At 32.6% G+C, this 15,041-nt stretch carries 15 protein-coding genes; 5 read left to right on the forward strand and 10 right to left on the reverse strand.

What is annotated here, in order from left to right:
* The 4 genes from DMB68_RS23005 to DMB68_RS23020 form a co-directional block, all read right to left on the reverse strand.
* A partial coding sequence (locus DMB68_RS23005) for a cadherin repeat domain-containing protein (protein ID WP_133249536.1) occupies nucleotides 1–1,263 on the reverse strand: 1,263 nt, incomplete at its 3' end.
* A gap of 40 nt (nucleotides 1,264–1,303) precedes the next feature.
* Nucleotides 1,304–2,221, reverse strand: coding sequence for a methionyl-tRNA formyltransferase (locus DMB68_RS23010; protein WP_231131726.1), 918 nt, complete (start codon nucleotides 2,219–2,221; stop codon nucleotides 1,304–1,306).
* 1 nt (nucleotide 2,222) lies between these two features.
* Nucleotides 2,223–3,374, reverse strand: coding sequence for an ABC transporter substrate-binding protein (locus tag DMB68_RS23015; protein ID WP_110348973.1), 1,152 nt, complete (start codon nucleotides 3,372–3,374; stop codon nucleotides 2,223–2,225).
* 60 nt (nucleotides 3,375–3,434) lie between these two features.
* Nucleotides 3,435–3,992 carry a phage tail protein gene (locus DMB68_RS23020; RefSeq protein WP_110348974.1) on the reverse strand — a complete coding sequence of 186 codons (558 nt, stop codon included), beginning with the start codon at nucleotides 3,990–3,992 and terminating at the stop codon, nucleotides 3,435–3,437.
* Between the two features lie 495 nt (nucleotides 3,993–4,487).
* On the opposite strand from DMB68_RS23020, the gene DMB68_RS23025 reads away from it, so the two are divergent.
* The 5 genes from DMB68_RS23025 to DMB68_RS23050 all read left to right on the forward strand — a co-directional run bounded on the left by DMB68_RS23025 (nucleotide 4,488) and on the right by DMB68_RS23050 (nucleotide 9,610).
* Entirely contained in the window at nucleotides 4,488–4,838 is a 351-nt protein-coding gene (locus DMB68_RS23025; RefSeq protein ID WP_110348975.1) for a hypothetical protein, read from the forward strand.
* 685 nt (nucleotides 4,839–5,523) lie between these two features.
* Entirely contained in the window at nucleotides 5,524–6,279 is a 756-nt protein-coding gene (locus tag DMB68_RS23035; protein ID WP_110348977.1) for a hypothetical protein, read from the forward strand.
* Nucleotides 6,280–6,450: 171 nt separating this feature from the next.
* Complete coding sequence (locus tag DMB68_RS23040) at nucleotides 6,451–7,242, forward strand: sensor histidine kinase (protein WP_110348978.1); 792 nt, start codon at nucleotides 6,451–6,453, stop codon at nucleotides 7,240–7,242.
* 112 nt (nucleotides 7,243–7,354) lie between these two features.
* Complete coding sequence (locus tag DMB68_RS23045; protein ID WP_110348979.1) at nucleotides 7,355–8,023, forward strand: response regulator transcription factor; 669 nt, start codon at nucleotides 7,355–7,357, stop codon at nucleotides 8,021–8,023.
* A gap of 327 nt (nucleotides 8,024–8,350) precedes the next feature.
* Complete coding sequence (locus DMB68_RS23050; RefSeq protein WP_110348985.1) at nucleotides 8,351–9,610, forward strand: asparagine synthetase B; 1,260 nt, start codon at nucleotides 8,351–8,353, stop codon at nucleotides 9,608–9,610.
* 83 nt (nucleotides 9,611–9,693) lie between these two features.
* Here DMB68_RS23050 and DMB68_RS23055 read toward each other — a convergent pair whose 3' ends face one another.
* The 6 genes from DMB68_RS23055 to thrS all read right to left on the reverse strand — a co-directional run bounded on the left by DMB68_RS23055 (nucleotide 9,694) and on the right by thrS (nucleotide 14,284).
* Nucleotides 9,694–10,128, reverse strand: coding sequence for a carboxymuconolactone decarboxylase family protein (locus tag DMB68_RS23055; RefSeq protein ID WP_110348980.1), 435 nt, complete (start codon nucleotides 10,126–10,128; stop codon nucleotides 9,694–9,696).
* A gap of 79 nt (nucleotides 10,129–10,207) precedes the next feature.
* The gene (locus tag DMB68_RS23060) at nucleotides 10,208–10,780 is read right to left on the reverse strand and encodes a Crp/Fnr family transcriptional regulator (protein ID WP_110348981.1); all 573 of its coding nucleotides are present in this window, start codon (nucleotides 10,778–10,780) and stop codon (nucleotides 10,208–10,210) included.
* A gap of 142 nt (nucleotides 10,781–10,922) precedes the next feature.
* Nucleotides 10,923–11,267: a 50S ribosomal protein L20 gene (rplT, locus tag DMB68_RS23065; protein WP_007810721.1), complete on the reverse strand. Its 345-nt coding sequence runs from the start codon at nucleotides 11,265–11,267 to the stop codon at nucleotides 10,923–10,925.
* Nucleotides 11,268–11,450: 183 nt separating this feature from the next.
* Complete coding sequence (gene rpmI / locus DMB68_RS23070; protein WP_026727505.1) at nucleotides 11,451–11,648, reverse strand: 50S ribosomal protein L35; 198 nt, start codon at nucleotides 11,646–11,648, stop codon at nucleotides 11,451–11,453.
* A 115-nt stretch (nucleotides 11,649–11,763) separates the two neighbouring features.
* Nucleotides 11,764–12,315: a translation initiation factor IF-3 gene (gene infC / locus DMB68_RS23075; RefSeq protein WP_110348982.1), complete on the reverse strand. Its 552-nt coding sequence runs from the start codon at nucleotides 12,313–12,315 to the stop codon at nucleotides 11,764–11,766.
* A gap of 22 nt (nucleotides 12,316–12,337) precedes the next feature.
* Nucleotides 12,338–14,284: a threonine--tRNA ligase gene (gene thrS, locus DMB68_RS23080; protein WP_110348983.1), complete on the reverse strand. Its 1,947-nt coding sequence runs from the start codon at nucleotides 14,282–14,284 to the stop codon at nucleotides 12,338–12,340.
* Nucleotides 14,285–15,041: the final 757 nt, after the last annotated feature.

Below are 15,041 nucleotides of genomic sequence, written 5' to 3' on the forward strand. Positions count from 1 at the left end.
AGAAGATTTGGTTTCAAAATCGGGGCTTGCTACGATTTGCAGGTTCGCACCACTGATGATGAAAGCGCTGTTGTCTGTACTTCCTGCACCAGCGACCAAAGTGTAAGTGAAAGTATTTGCAGCATCAGCATCAACAGAAGATAAAACGCCTACTGTTGTTCCGCCCGCTACATTTTCGTTGATTGCCGTAGCAGAAAGAGCCAGGTCTGTAGGTATTTCGTTAAGGTTGTTTACATTGATTGTAAACGTTTTTTCAAAACTCAACCCCAGCTGATCAGCCGTTCTCAGCCTGATCGCATAAGAAGATTTGGTTTCAAAATCGGGGCTTGCCACAATCTGCAGGTTCGCACCGCTGATAGAGAAAGCGGCATTGTCAGTGCTTCCGGTTCCTGATACCAAGCTATAGGTGAAAGTGTTGCCTAAATCGACATCTACAGAAGATAAAATCCCTACTGTTGACCCCGCAGCTACATTTTCGTTTATTGTTGTAGCAGAAAGGGATAAATCAGTTGGAGCTGCATTCGTAGGTGCTTCAAATAGTCTGAAGTTATCAATAGCAAATTCCTGGGTTGTACCAGCATCAGCACTTACTCTGAAACGAAGATCCAAGGTGTTTCCTGTTCCTGTTATATTCCACTCAATCTCTTTAAAAGTTCTTGATATGTATTCTCCGTCTCCAACTTTATCTAAGATGGTGCCAGTGTCTACTCTTAAGCGTTTTTGTGCAAAACCGCCACTCGCAGATGATTCAGGATATATTCCTCCTGCAAGCGTCCAGGCTCCATTGTTAATTCGATATTCGACTTCCATGAAGTCATAAGTAGCAGGGAAAGCTGTTATATCCTGCCAGTCATGACCACTATTTGCAGCAAATAAGCCTTTAAATGTCAGGCCGGATTTCCCAGTAATATTAATTCCGGTCCAGGTAATATTTTGTATTTTATCAGCTGCATTATTAGCCCCGGTACCCACCCTGTCTAAATCTTCTCCTGCCCAAAATTTTGTACCTTCTTTTCCTTGATAAGAATTAGTCGTTTCAGGTGATGAGAAAGCCTGTAAAGCAATATTGGTACCATCTGTTCTTAAAAAATAATAAGAATATGGGCTTGATGGTCCGCCGGTGTTATAAGACGAAGAGCGAGTACCTGCGGAAGGTGCATTGGTATCTTCAAAAGTGTCGCTCCAAAATTGCGTTTGTGCTTTAGCTCGTGTATAAAAGAGTATAAACAACATTGCAAAAATTAATGTAAAGTTCTTTTTCATAATTCCATAGTTTAAATTAAATTATTGTTTGTAAAAATAATTAGGGGAAGTTTGTTAGAATTTGTTCTTCAAATTGTGAAGCTGTCATGATGCCTGCATCAGTACTGAGTATTTCAACGGCAATTTGCTCGTTATCTTTGCAAGCTATATTAAGAGTATCAGTTATTGAAACTATAGTTCCTGTTTGATTGTTATGGGGTTTGTTTAATAATCTGGCAGAGATTATTTTAATTCGTTTTTCCTGCAGTGTGGTATCTGCACCATTATTCCATGGATTGCAGGCATTAATAAGTGAAATTATTTCATCTGCAGTCATATGTTTCCAATTAATATACGTATCTGCTAATTCTGGTTTTTCATAATAATAAGCTAAAGTTTCATCTTGAATCTGATTTGGAATATGACTAGCAAATTGAAGCATATTTGCAGTATTCAATGTAATATGAGCCAGACGTTCACTCAGTTTTATACTTAATTTTCCGTAAGTATCTGTTTTTTGTATTGCTACCGGATCATTAAAAATAATATTGCCTTGGTCAAATTTTGAGTTCATGAAATGGGCACAAATAGCTGTTTGGGTTTCCTGATTTTTTAATACTTCAAAAATTGGCATTGGTCCACGATATTGTGGTAACGGACCCGGGTGAAAATTGATGAATTTACCTTTTCCATAGGATAAAACATTTTCAGGAAGTAAAAATGGGAAGGAGATACAAAATATATAATCCGGTTGTACCGTTTCAATCCAGGCTCTCATTTCTATAATACTTTTTTTGTCGGGAAAAGATTTAAATCCAAAATTATTCTCTTCAGACTCTCTTTCTAAAGCGTCTACTATAGAGGCATTGCTTTTGCCGATTCCTATAGCGCATATAAATTTTTCATAAGCGAGTAATTGTAATGCCGGAAAAGCGAATTTTCCGCCACAGAGTACCATTATCTTTTTTTGACTTTCCATATTAAATGCAAGTATAGCTGTTATGCCAGGCAGATGTTGAGTTATTCAATTCTTGAGTAGAAAGCTTTTCAAAATGCTCAAATACATCATTTACAACACTTTCAATCTGAACTTCACATTTACCTTCATGATTAGTAATTATCGAGGCATTATATAAAAGCGGAATAGACGTATTTGTTTTGCTGTCAAAATAGATTTTACCTCTCGGACTTTCAAATGTAAATTCATGTAAATCTTTTGCAATTTGTATAACATTATTTTTACATTCGTCAATCAATTCAATTACTTTTAAAGCTATGGAAGCACTTTCCCAGCTTAATAATGAAAATAAATTAGGTGTTTTACCGGTATTTGATATAGTTTCTATAAATGCTTTATTTTCTTTAGATTCCAGTTTTTTTGACCAAGCAGCAATTCCTTTTATATTCTCACTAGGGAACTGTGCATCAGATAACATCATTTCTTCAAACCCAAAAGGAGGCATATAAATGGGAATATTTTGCTCTTTAAATAAATTTTTGATACCTTCAAAATACCATTGTACAAAATCTCCGCTAAATAAACTTAGTAAGACACTGTTTGGAAATTGCTCTAAGTAATTTTTTAGAGGCTCCATAGTAAATTCTGTGGTTGTATAACCAGTCGCATGATTGAAAGAAATAGTCCCTCCAGTTTCTTCAAATCCTTTTGAAATGCTGTAAGTATGTAAATAACCCGCGTCATAATAACCTGTTACCATACCAGCTTGTGTATAACCATTGCTTGCAGCTTTTTTTGCTGCTAATGCAGCACCCAGAGAATTATGAAGTGAGTGATAAAAAATATTAGGGCATACAGGCCATTCACCAGGTAAATTGGCCCCGGCATCTAAGACAATAAGGATTTTGTTAGAAGCAAGAAAAAGAGGTCGAAGTAATTGTGCCATGCGATGCCCGATGTAAGCTATGACTACAGAGACATTTTCTTCTAATAATAGCTTTTCTGCACTCCTGTAGCATTGTTGTTTATCTGCCCCAAAACCTATATTTTCCGTAACTATTTTAATATCACTTTTCCCCAAGTGTTTTAATCCAGAACGAAGCCCTTCGTATAAATCAAAACCAATGGTTTGATAATATGTAGATCGAGGTAATAAAATTCCTATTGTTTGCATTTTTTTATATAATAAAAAAGGAAATTTTCGTATTGAAAATTTCCTTTTAATAGTTTTCGATTAGTTTCTGCTTGGAAATATTCCTTGAATAGCGATTGAATAATTGATTACCAAATAAGGATTCATTATGCTAAAAGGTAAACTTCCTCCTGTTGGATCTGTAGTGCCGGAAACCTCCACGCCGCCAGTATATGTACCCGCAGTTGCGCCATTGCCTGAATACATTGCAGTTGTTGCTGTGGCAAGAAAATTTCCATCTGGAGATCCTTCATCTGCATTTGCAGTAGAAGCTTTTAACTTTATGGATAAGGCAGTTGCAGTGTGAATATGTGCCGGCATGTTGGAAGTTAATAATGTTACGGTTGGAGTCCCGCTAATTTCTCCCATTGAATGAGCAGGTAGACCAGGTCCCTGACCTTGTCCTATTGGCATACGACCTTGTAAATCAGGTAGTGCAAAAGTTGTTTGTCCATTCCCTCCATACATAGTTCCAAGTAATGAAAATAAGGCAGTATTTTGTGCAATTGATAAAATTTGTCCTTGACAGGTCATATAGCCTCTAGGCGCAAAATTGAATCCTAAAATTTTGATTTCCCCAACGAAAGGTTCTGTTGACATAGTTTTTTGGTTTTATGGTTAAAAAATAATTATATGTATTTTTAATTTTTTGTTTAATTCAGGCAACATAAGATGAATTCTTTAAAAATTTTTAGAATTATTCCTTCAGCTTTTCAAAAATATATTTATATAGATTTGTATATTGATAAAATGACATGGACGAGCTTTTTTATGTTATGAGTGGGAGATTTCTATATTCCGAATAAAGTTTATCCTCAAAAATCAAAATTCAAAAAATCCGAATAGTGTGTTTTGGTTGCATACTTTTTGGTTGATAGTTCACTAACAAAATTAAATCATAATAAAAAGATAATTGTAGGTATTTATACCTGTTTTCAAATAAATACAAGTGCAAGTGGTTGTTTTTCAGTGTTTATTTATAAAAACAAGAAGTATTGTTTTTTTATTGCTTAATCTTAATTTTATAAAATAATTCCTTAGTTTAGCTAAATTTAATTTTAATATTAACTCAACAACCAAAACAAAAATCAAATTATGGCAGAAGAAAAATTTCCGGGACCAATTCAAATTTCATTAGCTGTTGCTAAAGAGTGGGAAAAAAGATACGAAGATGAGACTATCGTAGAGGATAATAAGAACAAAGTAAGATCTTATTTAATACCAAGAGAAAGTTTAGAAACCGTATTGCAACTAGAAGCAGAAGCTGTTCGCGCTTATATTGGTATTAATGATCAAAATGAAAAAACATTGCTTTTTGTCGGGGCAAAACTAGACAAAGAAACAGGTAAATATATCGACGTTTACGGACCACCAGTAAATCAGGATGGTGCTAAAACTGCTGGAGAGGTTGTTTACGATGGAACACGTCCTTCTCCTCCTTTTTAAAATATATAATTCAATTTAATGATAGATTTTTTAATATATTCAGGTTATCTATTCTTATTAATTAATCTGATTTTATACACATATAGCTTTTTTCGTAAGAGAAAAGCTAATGTTTTTTTTATATGTTATTTGTTTTTTGCTTCGATAATGCAAATTACTATGGAGTTTATGTATCATTTGAAATTTGATAATCTATTTGTGATCAATATCTTTGTTATTGGACAAATGATTTTATTGAGTTTATTTTATGCGTCGATTTTAAAATTACAATCTCAAAGAAAAATTGTTAAGCATAGCATATGTTGGGCTTTATTGATTTTAAGCGTACAATTTTTTATTGATAAGGAGCAATTTTTAAAATTTAATTTATTCGCAATAACTATTACTTCTTTATTAATAGTAGCATTTGCATTATTACACTTTTATAATATGCTTACTGATCATAAAACTTATTATTACATAACCATTGCTGTGATTTTTTTTATGTTTGGCTCAACAATTTTATATTTAGTAGGGAATCTTACTCTAAGTTTGAGTAACGATGTAAAATATCTTTCATGGAAATTAAATGCTTTTTTATTTTTAATTTACCAACTATTTATTTTATATGAATGGAAAATAAGTTTTTCAAAAAAAACGTATTTAGGTTGAATTTTTATTATTTAATTAAAATGAAGTCCCAGTTATGAAAAAAATAAAAATATTAGGTTTTTACATATTGATGATAGTTAACTTGTCATGTCAAAAAGAAAATAGCCAGGAGGATGTTACTCCAGTATTAGTTTCACAAAAAGAGAATTGGTTATCTGTGAATCTTGATGCTAAATTTAAGATTTCGCAAAAACAGGTTGCAGCTTATTTATTGCCAACTAATGAGATGAAGTTGTTAATAGAAAAACCAAACATAGCTGAAGTTCATTTTGTGTTAGGATTTGCTGATAATACAATACAAATAGAAGTAGCTGGTGTTGATGGTTCTGGAGCTGAATTGGGAACAGTTAAGTCTGGAATATTAAAAGAATCAAATTTCAGAACAGAACTAACGAATCTTAATAAATTATCATTAATTGTAACTAATAAGAGAACATCATTGTTGAATTCACATTTAGTGGCTCCTGGTGATGCTTTTACGTGGATTAAAGAATGGCAAAAAAAACTTAACGATCCTTCGGATTTAGAAGAGGTAATTTCTTATCAAGGAAGCCGTTTTCGTTATTTTAGTTTAGAAGTTGAAGTTGTTAAAGCGATGCTGTATAAAGACAATGTAAATATTGGAGTATTTCTTGGGCTTAATCCAAAAGGAAAGGTTACTACTATTTTAATTGGACTGGATGAAAATAATAACATAAAAAAAACATCCATAACATCTAAAGAAGCTGAAGATATATATGATGGCACACGTCCATGTCCGCCTTGTATTATTGAGGAAACTGATGAGTAAATCCAATAGGAAATAATATTTTAAGTAAGAAAAATATAAAAGTCTCTGTCAAAATTTTTGTTTTGCCGGAGACTTTTTGTTTACATTTAACAGGATGGTGCTTCTTTGATGAAATAAATCAATATCTTTGAATACGATTATATTCGATAATAAAAAATACCACAAGTTTATATGAATGTAAATTCTATTCCTGAAAAGGAGGTTGTCGCAATTATTTTGTACATCTCACTTTTTTTTATGATTGTAGCAGTTGCTTTAATTGTATTCTTCTATTTCTCCAGAAAAAAAATTATCCAAAAAGAATTAGAAAAAAGAGATTTAGTATTAGCCCATCAAAAAGAGCAATTACATGCTGTTATCATTACTCAGGAAGATGAACGGAAAAGAATAGCTCAGGATTTGCACGATGACATTAGCTCAAAATTAAATGTAGTTTCATTAAATAGTTATTTACTTACTTCAGCAAATCTAACCGAAACAGAAATAAAAGAAATCACGGCTAATATTATCAATATAACAGCAAAGGCATTAGACAATTCAAGAAAAATTGCTCATAATTTATTACCGCCTGTGTTTGATAAATTTGGACTTCATGCTGGTGTAGAAGAATTATGTGAAGAATTTGAAAGTAGTAAATCTGTTAAAGTTTCTTATCAAAATAAAATTGATTTTGATGAAAGTGAAAAAGATAAACATTTACATGTTTTTAGGATTTTACAAGAACTCATGAATAATTCTTTGCGCCATGGAAAAGCATCTGAAATTTCTATAACTTTTGATAAAGTTGATGGAATAAGTAATTGTTATTACAAGGATAACGGGATAGGTTTTGATTCTAAAAAATCTGAAAATCAGAAAGGTCTTGGAATGAAAAATATTAATAGCAGAATATCTTTTTTGAATGGAAGCATTAATATAAGTTCAGAGATACACAAGGGCGTTGAAGTTTGTTTTACATTTTAACTTAATTACTTGTTTTACTATTGATTAAATTGTTATTAATCCTTTTATTTTGATTGTTTTATGATATAATTTTGTAATTTCGAAATTCTAAAAAGATTCAAACCCAAAGATAATGAACGATCTGGCTATCAAAATAGTTTTAGTTGATGACGAAGTCTTATTTCGCAAAGGAATTTCTTTTTTACTTCAAAGAGAAGAAAACATTGAAGTTCTTTTTGAAGCGTCAAATGGAGAAGAGTTGATTTCAAATTTGAACAGCAATGAAACTAAACCTGATATAATTATAATGGATTTGAAAATGCCTGTTTTAAATGGCGTTGAAGCAACTAAAGTTATTCGGAAATTCTTTCCAGACATTAAAATTATTGCATTGACAAGTTATGATACAAAATCATTCGTAACAAATATGATTCAGGTAGGAGCAGTTGCTTATTTAGTGAAAAATACGACTCCAAAAGATTTAATAAATACAATTAATGAAGTTGCAAAAAAAGGTTTTTTTTATAATGAAATCACTTTAAAAACAATACAAGATACTATTTTGCCCTCCAAAAACTCTAAAATCAATTTAGATTCAGGCTTTTTATCACCACGTGAAATAGAAGTGCTGCAACTTATCTGTAATCAAAAAACAACAGCTGAAATTGCAGAAGAACTTTTTTTGAGTCCCAGAACTGTTGAAGGACACAGAAACAATTTATTGCTTAAAACCGAATCAAGAAATATTGCAGGATTAGTAGTATATGCTATTCAAAATGAAATCGCTGTTTTAACTCTTTGATTTATTTAGTTAAAAATTGAATAGACAGAACATAATACGATATAACAGTAATTGCTAATATACAAAGAGCTATTTTTTGCAATATATTTAATTGTCCCGATTGTTTTTCAGTTCCATTTATTTTCATTGTTCTCCAAAAAGTTTGTTATTCAATTGTCAAATTTACTTAGATTATTTTTTTTTATTGTAAGTATTTATACCTGTTTTGAATTGTAGTTTTTGTAAAAAGAGGACAAAAGGAATGCTGATCTTTAAACTAATAAAATCAGTATTTTCAATATGGTTTTTAGTACTTCTTTATATCTTTACCGTAAAATAGTTCTGTCAATGAAACAAAATTTAATATATATAGTATTCCTTTTAATTACATTATCATCAAAAGCTTCTTTTATACTATTGCCTATGGACGAAGTTACACAGCAAAATCATCTCAAGGCTTATGGAATAACTTATTGGTGTTTGAGTAAAGATTATAAAGCAAGTTGGCTTTTAAATTACAGGGGTGGTTCTTTCTTGTTGCCAGATGCAGATGAAATTCGAAAAGAATGTAAGATACGTGGTGTAAGTTTTGAAATACTATCGGATAGTGAAGAGACTGCAATTTTGGATGAAATTTCGAGTCCTTCTCAAAATATGGAATCAGTTATTCTTGAAAAAGCACCTAAAATTGCGGTTTACACGCCAAAAGGTAAACAACCATGGGATGATGCCGTAACACTTGTTTTGACGTATGCTGAAATTCCGTTTACACCAATTTATGATGAAGAGGTTTTAAGTGATCAATTGTTACTTTATGATTGGCTGCATTTACATCATGAGGATTTTACAGGACAATATGGTAAATTTTATGCTGCTTATAAAAATACGCCTTGGTATATTGAACAAAAAAAGGATGCAGAAATCTTAGCAGAAAGATTAGGTTATGCAAAAGTTTCACAGGAAAAAGGAGCTGTAGCTAAAAAAATAAGAGATTTTGTCATTGGAGGAGGTTTTATGTTTGCAATGTGCTCTGCAACAGATAGCTTTGATATTTCTTTGGCAGCAGATGGTGTTGATATTTGTGAAGCAATGTTTGATGGTGATGCAAGCGAATCGAATTATCAATCAAAATTGAATTATGGAAACTCTTTTGCTTTTAAAGATTTTACTCTTGAACGGAGACCGGAACAGTATGAGTTTTCGGATATTGATATGACTACAAAACGTAGAATAACACCAGAAAAAGATTATTTTTCTTTAATGGAATTTTCTGCTAAATGGGATCCGATACCTAGTATGCTGTGTCAAAGTCATACACAGCTGGTAAAGGGATTTATGGGACAGACTACTTCATTTGATTCGACATTGATCAAGTCTAATGTTTTAGTAATGGGAACTTGTGAATTTAATGGTGAAGCACGTTATATTCATGGAGAAAAAGGAAAAGGAATGTTTACATTTTTTGGTGGACATGATCCGGAGGATTATCAACATCAGGTAGGGGACCCTCCAACAGTTTTGGACTTGCATCCAAATTCTCCGGGTTATAGATTGATTTTAAATAATGTTTTGTTTCCAGCTGCAAAAAAGAAAAAATTAAAAACGTAATTATTGCTCTATTTAAGTCAATGTAAGAAATGTAAAAAAGGCTTTTTCATAATTGAAAAAGCCTTTTTTAGTTGTTAGTCAAGTTAAAAGGCTCTTAATCCAGTTGTAATAGCAAATCTATTCCACGAATTGATAGTAATGATTGCGAGGATAATTTCGGCTAAATACTTTTCATCAAATAGTTGGGCTGCATTTTGGTAAACCTGTTCTGAAATATGATTACTGATTAAGGTTACTTCCTCTGTCAAAGCTAATATTGCTTTTTCTTCTTCAGTATAAATATCTGCTTCACGCCATGCACTTATTAAATAGATACGTTGCTCGGTTTCACCTAATTTGCGTGCATCAGCTGTATGCATATTAATACAAAAAGCACATCCATTTATTTGTGAAGCACGAATTTTAATTAATTCTTTATGAGTTGAAGTTAATGAAGTTGTAGAAATGTATTTTTCTAAATTCATTAAGGCTTGGTAGGCTTCTGGGGCAACTTGCGGGATAACTATTCTTGAATTCATTTTTATATGTTTTAAAAGTTCATTACAAAGGTCAGTTATGTATGCTTTAAAAAACTTGAACTGCTTCAAGAAATTTAGATCAGACTTTACCGGCTCTAATTTTACTCATAAATTCTGCCGAAAAATCTAAATAGGAGGCAAGCATATATTGAGGGACCCGCTGAACAAATTCAGGATTAAGATTGCTAAAATGTCGATATCTTTCTTCTGCTGACATCGTAAATAAAAATTTGATACGCATTTGAGCCGCACCAAATGTTTTTTGTGAAACGATTCGAAAGTAGCGTTCTAATTTAGGAATCTGAATTAATAAGGATTCGAGGAAAAGTTTTTCAATTGCAATAATTTCAGAGTTTTCTACAGCCTGAATATAAAAATGTGATGGCGTCTGATTGTGAAAGCTTAAATAATCAGTAATCCACCAGCTTTCAACTCCAAATTGAAGTGTTTGCTCTGTTCCCTTATTATTAATGATGTATTGTCTAAAGCAACCTTTCGTAATAAAATACATAGTATTACAAATCTGGCCTTCTTGTAAAACATGTTGTTTCTTTTTGATTTTTGTAATGCCTAAACCTGATTCTAAAATCTCAATCTCAAAAGGTTCTAATGATATGAATTTTTGAATGTGGCTTAAGAGTACTGAATACATTTTGTTGTAGATTGGTTTTGTACAAATGTAATAAATCTAATTTCCCTACATTAAAATTTAAATTTTTAGAAAGAAAAAACCCAGTCATTTGACTGGGTTTCCTATGATAAGTAAGTAATCTTAAATTGAGTTTATAAAACGTTTATTTTACTTTATTAAGAATAGCTTTGAAAGCTTCTGGGTGGTTCATAGCTAAATCTGCAAGAACTTTACGGTTCAATTCGATTCCGTTAGCTTTAACTTTACCCATGAATTGAGAATAAGACATTCCTTCTAATCTAGCTCCAGCGTTAATACGTTGAATCCATAATGCACGGAAATTTCTTTTGTTTTGTTTTCTATCGCGGTAAGCGTAGCACATTGCTTTCTCTACTGCATTCTTAGCAACTGTCCAAACGTTTTTACGTCTTCCAAAGAAACCTTTGGCTTGCTTCATTATTTTTTTTCTTCTTGCTCTTTTAGCAACTGAATTTACCGATCTTGGCATAATTTTAATGTGTTTTTGTAGCAGGCGTCCTGAATTAAATCAAAGGAACTTCAAAGCCATACTCCAAGGTTATATAAATAATTTTTAACCTAAAGAAAATCTTTAGTCTAATGTCTTAAAGTCAAATATCTAAAGTCAGTTACTGACTTTTAAACTTTATGACTTTCTAACTTTTGACTTATATTAGATAATTCTTAATTGTTGTTTAATGCTTTTCATATCTGTTTGGTGAACTAGCGCTGAATGTGTCAAAGCTAATTTACGTTTTTTAGATTTTTTAGTCAAGATGTGACTTTTAAAAGCATGCTTTCTTTTAATCTTTCCAGAACCAGTAACTTTAAAACGTTTCTTGGCGCTAGATTTTGTTTTCATTTTAGGCATTTTTCCTAGTGTTTTAATTTATTCTTACTTACTTATATTTTAGTCTGAAAGTTTAAAAGTCTAAAATTTGAAAGTCAGCGTTGACTTTCGGCTTTAAGACTTTCGACTTTATGACTTATTTCTTTTTCTTAGGAGCAATGAACATAATCATTCTCTTTCCTTCCAAAACAGGCATAGCTTCCACTTTACCATGTTCTTCTAAGTCAGTAGCCAAACGCAATAATAGAATCTGACCTTGATCCTTATAGATGATAGAGCGTCCTTTGAAGAATACAAATGCTTTTAATTTAGCCCCCTCTTTAAGGAATTTCTCAGCATTCTTTCTTTTGAATTCGTAATCATGCTCGTCAGTCTGAGGACCAAATCTAATTTCTTTCACTACAACCTGAGACGATTTAGCCTTTAATACCTTATCACGTTTCTTTTGTTCGTAAACAAATTTCTTGTAATCCATGATTTTGCAAACCGGCGGCTCAGCATTTGGCGAAATCTCAACAAGATCCAATTCAAATTGATCTGCTAAACGTAACGCATCTGCCAGCTTGAATACACCAGGCTCGATGTTTTCACCTACTAGTCTTACTTCTTGTACACCACGAATATTATTGTTTATTCTGTGTGCATCTTTTTTTTCTACGCGAGGTTGAAAACCTCTGTTGCTTCTTATTGCTATGACTTTATAATTTAAGTTAAACTGTAAAAACTTTTAATGTTTTATTTATTTCTTCGTTTACAATTCTGACAAATTCGTCAATTGTAACTGTAATATTCCCTTTTCCTTCTTGTCCGTGACGACGAATAGAAATTGTTCCGTTTTTTTCTTCTTCCTCGCCTACAATCAGCATAAAAGGTATTTTTTGCACTTCTGCATCTCTAATTTTCCTACCTATAGTTTCATTTCGGTTATCAATTAGGGCGCGAATTTCGTGATTTTCTAGCAAATCTAAAACTTTTTTAGCATATATTTCGTATTTCTCGCTCAAAGACAAGATTATAGCTTGCTCCGGCATTAACCAAAGAGGGAAATTTCCAGCCGTATGTTCTAGTAAAATTGCAATAAAACGCTCCATAGATCCAAAAGGAGCTCTATGTATCATTACTGGACGATGTAATTCGTTATCAGCACCTTTATATGTCAATTCAAAACGCTCAGGAAGATTGTAATCTACCTGAATAGTTCCTAATTGCCATTGTCTTCCTAAGGCATCTTTTACCATGAAGTCTAATTTCGGGCCATAAAATGCAGCCTCTCCATATTCTACAACAGTATTCAATCCTTTATCTGCGGCAGCATTGATAATAGCATTTTCAGCTTTCTCCCAATTTTCATCAGTACCAATATATTTTTCTCTGTTTTCCTGATCTCTCAATGAAATCTGAGCAGTAAAGTTTTCAAAACCTAAAGAACCAAATACATATAATACAAGGTCAATTACTTTTTTAAACTCTTCGTCCAATTGTTCCGGAGTACAAAAAATATGCGCATCATCCTGAGTAAATCCCCTTACACGAGTTAAACCGTGTAATTCGCCAGACTGCTCATATCTATATACAGTACCAAATTCAGCATAACGTTTTGGTAAATCTTTATAAGACCAAGGTCTTACATTATATATTTCACAGTGGTGAGGGCAGTTCATTGGTTTTAATAAAAACTCTTCACCTTCAGCAGGCGTATTAATTGGTTGAAAACTATCAGCACCATATTTGGCATAGTGTCCGGAAGTTACATAAAGTTCTTTTTGACCAATATGTGGGGTAACCACCTGCTCATATCCCGCTTTCTTCTGAGCTCTCTTCAAAAATTGTTCCAAACGATCTCTAAGTGCAGCGCCTTTTGGAAGCCATAAAGGTAAACCTTGCCCAACTTTCTGAGAGAAAGCAAACAATTCGAGTTCCTTACCAAGTTTACGGTGATCACGACGTTTAGCCTCTTCAAGAAGTTCAAGGTATTCAGTTAAATCTTTTTGTTTGGGGAATGAAGTTCCGTAAACACGAGTCAACTGTTTGTTTTTCTCATCACCACGCCAATAAGCACCAGCAACACTCATGATTTTAAAGGCTTTGATAATTCCGGTATTCGGAATATGACCTCCACGGCATAAATCAGTAAATGTAGCATGGTCACAAAATGTAATAGTTCCGTCTTCAAGATTCGAAATCAATTCAGTTTTGTAAACGTTGTCCTTATACATTTCTAATGCATCGGCTTTACTAACCGGACGCATTTTAAATTCATGCTTTTCTCTTGAAATCTCAAGAACACGATCTTCAATCTTTTTAAAGTCAGCTTCTACGATTTTCTGATCTTCAAAATCAACATCGTAATAGAATCCATTAGCAATTGCAGGTCCAAGAGTTAATTTAATTCCAGGATACAATTCTTCAAGCGCTTGCGCCATTACGTGAGAAGTCGAATGCCAGAAAGCTTTTTTACCTTCCGCATCATTCCAAGTATATAAAATAAGACTACCGTCGGTCGTTAATGGAGTTTCGGTTTCTATAGTTGTACCATTAAAAGATGCGGAAATCACGTTTCTCGCAAATCCTTCACTAATGCTTTTAGCAACCTCCATCGGAGTTACGCCTGAAGCAAACTCTCTAATCGACCCATCGGGTAAAGTAATCTTAATCATTGTTTATAATTTTGTGAATGCAAATATAGGGCATTACTAAAATACATACAATATATATATGCATGTTTATAGCATATATATGTCAGGAATGAATGTCATTTTCAACTTGATGCTTTTTTCTACATATATATAAGGTAAAAATTCTACTATAATATATAAGAAGGATTCTTTAGAGAGGAATTATTATTTAACTAGGAGCTATTTCCCGCTGTTCCTTCCAATCTTTCTTGCCGAACCCCGGCAAGAAAGGATTTTCCCTCCCATCGGGGCTAGGGAGTTTTTTTTAAAAAAGGTTTTCGTGTGTAGGAGTATGGAAAGAAGCTTTACGGATAAACAAAAAGCTGGAAAAAGAGATTTTATCTGTTGTTGGAAGACGGAAAAAGGCATTAAGTGCTATCTGGAGTCGTAAATATCTCAAAAAAGGCAGCTAATGGATATGTTGTAAAGTTCTCTGGAAAGAATGTATTACTATGTAAAGTCTGTAAAAACGGCATATCAGGAAATAAAAGAACTGAGATAAAGACAAAGACTACAGATAATTCCTATAAACGGTAAAAAGCTTGAAAAGCTAAGTTTTGCGTTATCAGAGTGTTAAGAAAAAGTTTTGAAAAAGATGAAAAAAAGTGTTTCAAAAAGCTTGTTTAACTCAATAAAGGGTGTACTTTTGCACCCGCAACAGCGAAATGGTTCATGGAAATACTGGCAAGAAACAAGAATCAAATGAAAAGAAGTTTTCTAAAAAAAAGATTCAAAAAAG

Origin of the sequence: Flavobacterium hydrophilum (assembly GCF_003202405.1) — a bacterium.
GTDB lineage: Bacteria > Bacteroidota > Bacteroidia > Flavobacteriales > Flavobacteriaceae > Flavobacterium > Flavobacterium hydrophilum.

What these genes read in the sequence shown, in the direction of transcription:
- DMB68_RS23010 (WP_231131726.1), bottom strand. Translation starts at nt 2,221, where the DNA reads ATGGAAAGTCAAAAAAAGATAATGGTACTCTGTGGCGGAAAATTCGCT.
- DMB68_RS23015 (WP_110348973.1), bottom strand. Translation starts at nt 3,374, where the DNA reads ATGCAAACAATAGGAATTTTATTACCTCGATCTACATATTATCAAACC.
- DMB68_RS23020 (WP_110348974.1), bottom strand. Translation starts at nt 3,992, where the DNA reads ATGTCAACAGAACCTTTCGTTGGGGAAATCAAAATTTTAGGATTCAAT.
- DMB68_RS23025 (WP_110348975.1), top strand. Translation starts at nt 4,488, where the DNA reads ATGGCAGAAGAAAAATTTCCGGGACCAATTCAAATTTCATTAGCTGTT.
- DMB68_RS23035 (WP_110348977.1), top strand. Translation starts at nt 5,524, where the DNA reads ATGAAAAAAATAAAAATATTAGGTTTTTACATATTGATGATAGTTAAC.
- DMB68_RS23040 (WP_110348978.1), top strand. Translation starts at nt 6,451, where the DNA reads ATGAATGTAAATTCTATTCCTGAAAAGGAGGTTGTCGCAATTATTTTG.
- DMB68_RS23045 (WP_110348979.1), top strand. Translation starts at nt 7,355, where the DNA reads ATGAACGATCTGGCTATCAAAATAGTTTTAGTTGATGACGAAGTCTTA.
- DMB68_RS23050 (WP_110348985.1), top strand. Translation starts at nt 8,351, where the DNA reads ATGAAACAAAATTTAATATATATAGTATTCCTTTTAATTACATTATCA.
- DMB68_RS23055 (WP_110348980.1), bottom strand. Translation starts at nt 10,128, where the DNA reads ATGAATTCAAGAATAGTTATCCCGCAAGTTGCCCCAGAAGCCTACCAA.
- DMB68_RS23060 (WP_110348981.1), bottom strand. Translation starts at nt 10,780, where the DNA reads ATGTATTCAGTACTCTTAAGCCACATTCAAAAATTCATATCATTAGAA.
- rplT (WP_007810721.1), bottom strand. Translation starts at nt 11,267, where the DNA reads ATGCCAAGATCGGTAAATTCAGTTGCTAAAAGAGCAAGAAGAAAAAAA.
- rpmI (WP_026727505.1), bottom strand. Translation starts at nt 11,648, where the DNA reads ATGCCTAAAATGAAAACAAAATCTAGCGCCAAGAAACGTTTTAAAGTT.
- thrS (WP_110348983.1), bottom strand. Translation starts at nt 14,284, where the DNA reads ATGATTAAGATTACTTTACCCGATGGGTCGATTAGAGAGTTTGCTTCA.